Origin of the sequence: Sphaerospermopsis sp. FACHB-1094, from assembly GCF_014696195.1 — a bacterium.
Taxonomy (GTDB): Bacteria; Cyanobacteriota; Cyanobacteriia; order Cyanobacteriales; family Nostocaceae; genus Sphaerospermopsis; species Sphaerospermopsis kisseleviana.
In genome coordinates, this window is the sequence record NZ_JACJPT010000158.1 from 1 (window position 1) to 9,401 (window position 9,401).

11 protein-coding genes are annotated in these 9,401 nt (G+C 38.1%); 7 read left to right on the forward strand and 4 right to left on the reverse strand.

The window, feature by feature from the left end; all coding sequences use genetic code 11:
• Window positions 1-175: 175 nt before the first annotated feature.
• Both H6F47_RS25570 and H6F47_RS25575 read left to right on the forward strand, forming a co-directional pair.
• On the forward strand, window positions 176-475 hold the full coding sequence (locus tag H6F47_RS25570) for a hypothetical protein (protein ID WP_190348461.1): 300 nt from the start codon (window positions 176-178) through the stop codon (window positions 473-475).
• On the forward strand, window positions 472-864 hold the full coding sequence (locus H6F47_RS25575) for a DUF6516 family protein (RefSeq protein WP_096571148.1): 393 nt from the start codon (window positions 472-474) through the stop codon (window positions 862-864). The genes H6F47_RS25570 and H6F47_RS25575 overlap by 4 nt, the downstream gene beginning before the upstream one ends.
• A gap of 93 nt (window positions 865-957) precedes the next feature.
• On the opposite strand, the gene H6F47_RS25580 is transcribed toward H6F47_RS25575, so the two are convergent.
• Both H6F47_RS25580 and H6F47_RS25585 read right to left on the reverse strand, forming a co-directional pair.
• Window positions 958-1,824 carry an NAD(P)-dependent oxidoreductase gene (locus H6F47_RS25580; protein ID WP_137667493.1) on the reverse strand — a complete coding sequence of 289 codons (867 nt, stop codon included), beginning with the start codon at window positions 1,822-1,824 and terminating at the stop codon, window positions 958-960.
• Between the two features lie 118 nt (window positions 1,825-1,942).
• On the reverse strand, window positions 1,943-2,686 hold the full coding sequence (locus tag H6F47_RS25585) for a tetratricopeptide repeat protein (RefSeq protein WP_137667494.1): 744 nt from the start codon (window positions 2,684-2,686) through the stop codon (window positions 1,943-1,945).
• 486 nt (window positions 2,687-3,172) lie between these two features.
• Between H6F47_RS25585 and H6F47_RS25590 the strand changes: the two genes are divergently transcribed.
• A complete protein-coding gene (locus tag H6F47_RS25590) occupies window positions 3,173-4,135 on the forward strand; it encodes a protochlorophyllide reductase (protein ID WP_190651582.1) in 963 nt (320 codons plus the stop codon).
• Window positions 4,136-4,324: 189 nt separating this feature from the next.
• Window positions 4,325-5,674, forward strand: coding sequence for a pentapeptide repeat-containing protein (locus H6F47_RS25595; RefSeq protein ID WP_190651584.1), 1,350 nt, complete (start codon window positions 4,325-4,327; stop codon window positions 5,672-5,674).
• A 138-nt stretch (window positions 5,675-5,812) separates the two neighbouring features.
• On the opposite strand, the gene H6F47_RS25600 is transcribed toward H6F47_RS25595, so the two are convergent.
• Window positions 5,813-6,208, reverse strand: coding sequence for a carboxymuconolactone decarboxylase family protein (locus H6F47_RS25600; protein WP_096571157.1), 396 nt, complete (start codon window positions 6,206-6,208; stop codon window positions 5,813-5,815).
• 134 nt (window positions 6,209-6,342) lie between these two features.
• On the opposite strand from H6F47_RS25600, the gene H6F47_RS25605 reads away from it, so the two are divergent.
• A complete protein-coding gene (locus tag H6F47_RS25605) occupies window positions 6,343-7,290 on the forward strand; it encodes a zinc-binding dehydrogenase (RefSeq protein WP_190651587.1) in 948 nt (315 codons plus the stop codon).
• An 87-nt stretch (window positions 7,291-7,377) separates the two neighbouring features.
• Here the strand turns inward: H6F47_RS25605 and nadC are convergent, their stop codons facing one another.
• Window positions 7,378-8,244 (reverse strand): carboxylating nicotinate-nucleotide diphosphorylase, encoded by an 867-nt coding sequence (nadC, locus tag H6F47_RS25610; protein WP_190651588.1) that lies wholly within the window; start codon window positions 8,242-8,244, stop codon window positions 7,378-7,380.
• Between the two features lie 224 nt (window positions 8,245-8,468).
• Here nadC and H6F47_RS25615 point away from each other — a divergent pair, with 224 nt between their 5' ends.
• Together H6F47_RS25615 and H6F47_RS25620 are read left to right on the forward strand one after the other, a co-directional pair.
• A complete protein-coding gene (locus H6F47_RS25615) occupies window positions 8,469-8,714 on the forward strand; it encodes a hypothetical protein (RefSeq protein WP_190651590.1) in 246 nt (81 codons plus the stop codon).
• 180 nt (window positions 8,715-8,894) lie between these two features.
• Window positions 8,895-9,212 (forward strand): hypothetical protein, encoded by a 318-nt coding sequence (locus tag H6F47_RS25620; RefSeq protein ID WP_242027497.1) that lies wholly within the window; start codon window positions 8,895-8,897, stop codon window positions 9,210-9,212.
• Window positions 9,213-9,401: the final 189 nt, after the last annotated feature.

Genomic DNA, 9,401 nt, shown 5'->3' on the forward strand with positions numbered 1-9,401 from the left:
CATAGAAAATAAAACAACAACATCCTGTAAATCCTTCTGAAAATAAATGATTTTTTTGACTTTTGACTTTTGACTTTTGACTTCCCGAAGGGTGTCCTGGATATCCTGATTCTGACAAAAAATATAAAGTGTGCTAAAATATTCACAACTAATAAACTTCATCCAATCTAAAATTATGAACACATTAGAAAAATTAGAACTACTCACAGAAAATTGTAACGACAATACAGAACTAGATAGAATTATTGGACAACTTCTAAACGTAATTTTAACCCGTCATCGCCAAAAATTAGATATCTATAACTCAGATATAGAAAAATTTGAACAAAAATATCAACTAACTTCTGAACAATTCGAGGAACAATTTAACTCAGGTAGCTTAGGTGATGAAATGGATTTTTTTGAATGGTTTGGTTTATGTGAACTCCGCAAAGACATTTTAAAAAAAATCCATAAGTTAGAACAAGCTTTATGAAAAATATGAAAAATGCCGATGATTATTTAGCCTGGATAAAATCTATAATTACACTGTGTCCAGAAGTTGTAAATTTTACGATTCTTAGAGAAGAAGCACAAACTGATAAAGGTTTATGGCGTTATCGTGTGATATTAAAAAATGGTAGTTTTTTAGAAATGTTTGAGTTTTTTAAAATAGAATCTGGACAAGTAGAAATAATTAAATATAGTTTTCATTGGCAAACTGAAAATAGAGAACTAATAAAACGTTGGGATAACGCACCCCATCATCCTGAAATTGCAACCTATCCTCATCATGTACATGATGGTGCTGAAGATGTTGTTTCTCCCTATTTACCTGTTGATATTGAAGAGATTTTTAAACAAGTGAGATCGCTCATTTTGTAGATTATTGGTGGGATGTTGAAATTGACAAACTCACTAGCATCCTTAAATCCTGGACATCCTGATTCAGACAAAAAAATCCTCAAAATCCCCTATTTACAACCTCTCTAATTCTTCCCTCACAGATAATGGTTGATATCCCAAACTAAACGCTTTTTCACTATCTAAAGAAACATCCTTTGGCCTTGGTGCTGCCATTTTTACATCATCTTGCAAACATGATTTTAATTTATCGCTGGGAAGTTGTATTACTTCAACTAAAATTTTACCAAAATCATAACGGGAAATTCTTTCTTTACCACCTAAATGAATTATCCCGTTAACTTTTTCTAATGCTAATAATAAACCTTTTGCGGCTGTGTTTGCACTTACTGGGGTGCGAAATTCATCTCTAAATAAATTCAGTTCTTTTCCGTCTTTCAATGTTTGGATAAATCCCTGAATAAAGCTTTTCGCTGTGGGTGTTTCTTTCCCAAACATTAACGGCATTCTACAAATTGCAGCTTGGGGATATACTCTTAATATTTCTGTTTCTGCTTGCGCTTTTTGTTCACCATAAATATTCACTGGTGACACTGCATCTGTTTCTTTATAGGGAGGTTTTAAACCATCAAAAACTAAGTCGGTAGATGTAAAAGCTAAAGGTAAATTATGATCTGCACAAAGTCCGGCAATGTTACAAGATGCGGTAACATTAATAGTATAAGATGACTGGGGATGCAGTTGACAATAATTTGGTTGAGATTGTGCCGCAGTATGAATTACTGCATCTGGTTTTATCTGATGGAATATTTCTTTTAATTTCTGAAAGTCTGTTAAATCAACTTGCAATATTTTTACATCTGGTATTTCTAAAAAATGGGTAGCATAAGTACCATAAATTTCCCATTTCTCTGTCTTTGCTACTTGGCAAAGATGCCACCCTAAAAAACCACTTGCACCTGTAATTAGGAGTTTTTTCATTCTCTATTCCACTCCTGACTCCTGACTCCTGTACAGGTGAAGCATTCGGATGATAAATTATCGATTTTTTCCCAATATTTTTGTCCGAATGCTTCGCCCCTACTTACTCCTAACTTCTTCATTTTAATAATTCCTGAAATTCCTTTTTATCCCTGATTTTATCAAAATCTGTGTCAGTTTGGGCTAATTTTTGGTATTTTTCAGGTTGCATTTGCATAGCTTTTACTAGGTACTCAATTGCTAGGTCTGGTTTATTTTGTAAGGCATAATTACAAGCTTTATTGTAATATGCTTGATGGGAATTTGGGTTGATCTTGATAGCTTCATTGTAAGATGCCAAGCCTTCTTTGTACCTGCGTAATTTTGTTAGTGCAATTCCTCTGTTGATCCAAGCTTCAAATTTATCTGGTTCAATAACTATAGCTTCATCGTAGGATTTTACTGCTTCCTCGTAACGCCGTAAAGCTGATAAGGCATTTCCTCGATTATACCAAGCTTCATTTTTATTCGGACGAATGGCGATCGCTTTATCATAGGATTCTAAAGCTTCTTCATACCGATGTAAAGCTATCAGGGCATTACCTCGATTTACCCATGTTTCTACGCTGTCTTTTTTAATTTCAATCGCTTGATTATAGAATGTCAGAGCTTCTTTATAGCGACTGGTATCTAAAAAATTATTGCCTTGAATGAATAATTTTTCCGCTTTTTGACTATCTTGTACTTCTGCTATGAGTTGAGCAACATTGTTTTCTTGTACAACTTGCTTGGTATATTCTGTTGATGATATTGCCAAATCACCACAACCAACAGTCAAAAAACTCATGAATCCACAGGCAATAAAGTATCGCCTTAAAATCATACTGCACCTACGCAACTCATAATTTAATGTTATGCCTTTTGAATGTTTAAAAGTTGTATCCAAGTCCACTAAACTGCTATTAATTATCTTGTATTTGAATGAAAAAGAAATCAAGAATTTGATAAGTTTTGATTAACTCACATAAACTATACCATGTCTAGATATAGTTGATCAATTATTTTATACAATCTATTGGCAATTTATCTATAACTTTGACTGTATATTCAACTCGATCATGTTGGCAAAACTACCAAATATGCGGATTTATTGAATAATTACAAATAAATCTGCCAAATATGCAATCACCCACGATTTGTCGATATATAAATTAAATTGAATTAATCTCATGCAACTTAGCAAAAATTGTTATCCTTTTTTTTGTCAGCATTTCCCTGTTTTAATCCGTTAGCTACAAGGCTGATCATGGATGAACATGGTGTGAGATCATAATAACAACTGAACTACAATCATCAGATTCTCAAGACGATGGAACAACAGCATAAATCAACGGTTATAATCACAGGTGCTTCCTCTGGTGTGGGTTTGTATGCAGCTAATGCTTTAGCTAAGAGAGGTTGGCACGTTATTATGGCTTGTCGCAACCTGGAAAAAACCGAAGCAGCAGCCCAAACAGTGGGGATTCGCAAAGACAGCTACACCATTATACACATAGATTTAGGCTCTTTAGATAGTGTAAGAAAATTTGTTCAGGATTTTAGAGCTACGGGCAGATCATTAGATGCTTTGGTGTGCAACGCTGCCATCTATATGCCTTTGATTAAAGAGCCTTTATTTAGCCCTGATGGATATGAGTTAAGTGTGGCTACTAACCATCTTGGCCATTTCCTGCTGTGTAACTTGATGTTGGAGGATCTAAAGAAAGCTTCCACTTCTGAACCCAGACTGGTGATTTTAGGAACAGTTACACACAACCCCAACGAGTTAGGCGGTAAAATTCCCCCACGTCCCGATTTAGGAGATTTAAAAGGTTTTGAAGCTGGTTTTAAAGCTCCCAATACTATGATTGACGGTAAGAAATTTGAACCGGTTAAAGCTTACAAAGATAGTAAAGTTTGTAACGTTTTGACCATGAGAGAATTACACAGACGCTATCATGAGTCAACGGGTATTACTTTTAGTTCCCTATATCCCGGTTGCGTGGCTACAACCGCCCTATTCCGCAACCATTATCCCCTATTCCAGAAACTCTTCCCTGTGTTCCAAAAATATATTACTGGGGGGTTTGTTTCCGAAGAATTAGCTGGTGAAAGAGTAGCCGATGTAGTAGCAGATCCAGCTTACAATCAATCTGGAATTTATTGGAGTTGGGGAAATAGACAGAAAAAAGATGGTAAGTCCTTTGTGCAGAAAGTTTCCAATGAAGCCAGCGATGATGCTAAAGCTGAAAAAATGTGGGACTTCAGCGCCAAGTTGGTAGGACTAGCTTAACAAATTCTTGTTTCCGTTTCCATAAAAAATAAATTTTCAAAGCAAAAGTCAGGAGTTAAAAGTTAGCGAAAGTGATACTTACTCCTGACTTGTTGATAAAGTAGGTTATAAGGGAGAGGTGACAGGTGACAGTAATTAATTTACCAATCTAAAATCTAAAATCTAAAATCTAAAATCTAAAATCTAAAAATGACTCTTGAATCTAATTCTTATCATCCACCACAGTCAGAACCTATTCCAGAACACAATTTAGAACGCGATGATTTTGATATTGCTAGTGAAAATGAACTCACGGCAGAAGGTTTAGCTGCACAACAAGCTTTAGCAGCTATTTCTTCTTTACAATCTCCCCAAAATACCAATGCCCTCAAAAGGGCAATCTCTGGTTTTAGAGAACGTTATCACAGTCAGGTTGTTGTTAAACCTAGAGCTTTGATTTTTACTTTATTAACGATCGCCATAACTTTTATTGGTATTGCTATTAATAACTCATTCTTGGGTATTTTGGGAACTTTCGCAACTTTGGTTTTATCCATAGCCATGCTATTTCCTTGGTTGCAAGATGTCATCAAAGAATGGTTTTCTCCAGAAGATAGAACATTATTATTAGCCTTTATTGGTTTATTGGTAGGTATTATTGGCTTCTTGAAATTTAGCGGCTTAGGTTATCATCTCTTACGTTGGGGCAAAAAAATTAACTGGGAAGCTTCAGGAACTTTAGCTGAATGGTTTGGTGCTTTAGGACAAATTCTTATAGCTATTATTGCCGTTTATGTAGCTTGGCGACAATATGTAATTTCCAAAGATTTAACTATTCAACAAAACCTGCTTACAGTTCAACAAAATATTATTACTCAACAACAAACTATAGATTCTTATTTTCAAGGCATTTCCGATTTAGTATTAGATGAAGAAGGATTATTAGAAGACTGGCCACAAGAAAGAGCTATAGCAGAAGGACGCACAGCCGCAATTTTTAGTAGTGTAGATGGCAATGGAAAAGCCAAAATTCTTCGTTTTCTTTCCCGTTCCAAACTGTTAACACCATTAAAACGCGATCGCCGTTTAGGTAGAGCCATTCTCGATGGTAGCGGTGGCTACGCCGAAGACAGAATAGAAGGTGTACGGGTAATAGATTTAGGCGTAATGTTAGCCGGTGCAGACCTTTCTTACACTGATTTACGGTGGACTGATTTGAGTGAAGCAAATCTAGTGCGTGCTAACCTCAGTGGTTGTGATTTAGTCAAAGCCAACCTTGCCCGCACGATTTTATATGAAGCTAATTTGAGTAATGCCGATTTAAACAGTGTCAGGTTATTTTATGGTTCATTAGAAAAAGCCTCACCCCGCAGTCGCACCCACCCACCCGACTATGAAACCGGAGAATACACCGGTGCAGTAGTAGAAAATGCCGATTTTAGCAATGTACAAAGAATGTCAGAACCCGTGCGTCGTTACTGCTGTGCTTGGTGCGGCGAAAAAAGCAGAAAAACCATTCCCGGTGGTTGTGAAGGTATTTCCAACAAGTTGGGAAAATAATTGATAATTGACAATTGATAATTGTTTCGTTCAAGGTTTAAAATATCCCCTTTAAAGGGGAAAAAAGAAAAAAATTCCGCTTTTTCAATCTTCGCGCTCCAAGGGATAGGTAATTATTAATTGTCCATGATTGAAGTTTTACTGCTGTTTAAAGATTTCATCCACAGGAATTTTATAACCATTTGCAAACCTATTAGTCATATTTGCAGCACCAACAATAGCCATCAATTCCCCAAACATTGTATCAGTCATACCCTTATTTTTTGCGGCTGCGGTGTGTGAGGCAATGCAATATTCACAGTTATTAGTCACACTCACAGCAATGTAAATTAATTCTCTCATCAGTGGATCAATTTCCCCAGAACCCGCCATAATTTCCTTGAGACTTTCCCAAGTACGGCGTAAAGTTGGAGGATGATTAGCTAAAGCTTTCCAGAAATTGTTGATATATTCAGTTTGTCTGGTAGCGCGGATATCGTCGTAAACTGCGCGTACTTCTGGGTTAGCGTCTTCGTATTCGATTAAGTTAGTCATCATAATTTTTGTGATCAGTTTTGTCAATATTCAGACAATTCAGACAATAAAGATAATAAATTGATGCTGATAAAGTAATTGTAATATAAACCAAAGAAAAACAAGTTTTTAACCCAAACCAGGATATCAAAAACATGAACAACAAAATTCGCGCTGTCGTTGTTGATCCTAACGTACCAGGACGTTTAGCATTAAAGGAAGTTGCAGCACCCACACCCGCAACAAACGAAGCCATAATTAAAGTTGCCTCAATTTCACTCAATCGCGGCGAACTCAGACGCGCTTCTACTGCTCAAGCAGGTTGGCGGCCTGGTTGGGATCTCGCCGGTACTGTAGAAACACCCGCCGCAGACGGTTCAGGACCACCACAAGGAGCGCGGGTTGTCGGTTTTCTCCCCTCCGGTGCTTGGGGTGAAATAGTTGCAGTACCTACCCACTCTCTCGCAAAACTACCCCGCTTTGTATCATTTGCTCAAGCTGCCACATTACCCATAGCAGGTTTAACAGCCTATCATATCATGAAAAAAGGCGGTTTTCTCCTCAATCAACCTGTGTTAATTACGGGGGCTTCTGGTGGTGTCGGTAACTTTGCTATTCAATTAGCACGGTTAAGCGGTGCAAAGGTTACAGCCCATCTACGTACTTCTAAGTATGAACCTATCGTCAAAGAAGCAGGAGCGCATCACATTGTCATTGGTGAAGATATATCCCCTGCTCAACAATATGGACCATATCATTTAATAATAGATTCTGTAGGCGGTGATGTTCTCGGTAAAGCGTTAGGTTTCTTAGGTACAAATGGTCAAGCAGTAGTATTTGGAACTACTGCCGCAAGAGAAGTAACTTTTAATGCTGGCAATCTTTATGCCCTTGGTGGTGCGAGTATTTACGGTTTAATAGTCTTCCATGAACTCAAACAAGAATCCGCATCTGTGGGGTTAAAATGGTTAGTGGAATTAGTAGAATCAGGACAATTACGCCCTCATATTGACATAGAAGCCCCTTGGACAGAAATTGCTGATGTAGCTCAAAAACTGGTAGATAGACGTTTTCCAGGCAAATCTGTTTTACACATTTCCTAACTGATAAAAATACTTAACTCGTTAACTCGTTCCCAGTCTCCGACTGGGAATGCCATCACAGAGGCTTTGCCTCTGCTGCTACATTGCTTAAATCATTTTCATACTTAAATCCAACCACCTTGATTGAGTAATTGGCGCACTACTAGAAATATAATCAACACCAGTTTGTGCTACTGCGCGAATAGTTTCTAAACTTACATTTCCCGATGCTTCAATTTTCACTCGGCTGTCCTGTTCACGAATTAACTGCACAGCCTCAGTCATCATTGTTAAAGGCATATTATCCAACATAATAATATCGGCTTGATACTTTAATGCTTGTTGCACCTGTTCTAAACTTTCTGTTTCCACTTCAATAGTGAGAGGATAAGGCATTTGGGAACGAATACGGGTAATAGCTTCTCCAATACCCCCAACTGCCGCAATATGATTATCCTTAATCATCACTGCATCATCTAACCCCATGCGGTGATTAATCGCACCCCCAACAGCAGATGCGTACTTTTCCAAGATTCTCAAACCTGGTGTAGTTTTGCGCGTATCCACAAACATTGCAGGTAAATCTGCTATTTTCTCCACATATATATTAGTTAACGTTGCAATTCCACTTAACCGCATCGCCAAATTTAGCGCCACCCGTTCCCCCATCAACAACGCATCTAATGAACCCTGAATTTCCGCTACCACGTCTCCTGCTTCACACTTTGCACCCTCAGAGTTTACAGCTACAAACCTGACTTGATGATTTAATAACTGAAACACCCTAGCTGCTATCGGTAAACCTGCGATTATTCCTGGTGCTTTTGCTACCCACTTCCCTTGTCTGATAGTTGAATTTTGGGATAAAAGGGATTGAGTAGTGCGATCGCCCCTACCAATATCCTCCATTAACCAACTTTGCAACAATTGATCCAGCACCAAAAACGGTGGTAATACAGCCACAGAACTCTTCATCTGAATTCTCACCTTTGGAATTTAGTCAAGTATATATGTAGGGTTTGCTGAAAAAGTCCCTTCGTTGAGGCAGGGAATAGGGAATAGGGAATAGGGAATAGGGAATAGTTTTAGCTATCTGTTATCCCCAGATTTTCTAATTTATCAGACCCAAAATGCACAGTTTTTAAGGTATACCCTTCAAAAATCTTGCACTTTCTTTCCTCCTGATCAGCCTCAAACCTTTGATTTACCAGTATTTTGGGTTTATTCAGCAAGCCCTATGTAATCAACCCTATCAACAATTGTTTCATGTCCTGCGATCGCCCACAGACATTCCCGACTCAGAAATAAACAAACTCAGCAATATCTTTCACCCTGTCAAACCTACTCATGATTCCCCATCTACTGACCAAACAATCAGCAGCCATAATCAAGATTACATCTGGACTAGCTTTAGTACCAAAGCAAAGTGCGCCCATCTACTGTAGGGTTTGCTGAATAAACCTAAAACCTTGATGTATCAAAGGTTAGAGGCTGATAAACACAGAAATTAGTGCAAGGGTTTTGAAGGGTATACCGGAAAAAGTGTGCATTTTTTGGGATTTCAAGAGATGGCAAAGAAATTTTCAAATCTCCTCCTGACTCCTGACTCCTGACTCCTGACTCCTATGCCCTCACGGAAAGACTTTCTCAGCAACCCCTACTGTAGTAGTAAAGCAGGTTTGCATATTGCCTCAAAAGCCCTACGCTGGCAGCTAGAACGTACTCCCATCAAAGTTTTTGAGATTATTGCCCGTTTAGTAGACACACCCATGACCCAAGGACGGGGTAAAGGCAAGATACAGCTAGATACTTTAGTAGAGGAATTTTGGCGTAACTCCAGCCGTGATCATTACGAAATGCTGATTGGTAAATCTAAACTGCTTTATCTACTGCAACAGTTTTTGCCCCAAGTCGCTGAAAAAATCATGCGCCCAGGGTTATAAATCCATCTGGATTCATTCCGAGCCAATAATTTTATTAACTCAAACCCTTACACCACAAGGATTTGAACTGATTAGAAAAAAAATCCAAAAAAACTTGGAAAAAGTAGTTGACATTCCAAGATAGGTTCGCTATATTGAATAAGTGCCTGAGAGAGAGCCGCGAGAGAGCGGGACTCGGAGGGACACCGA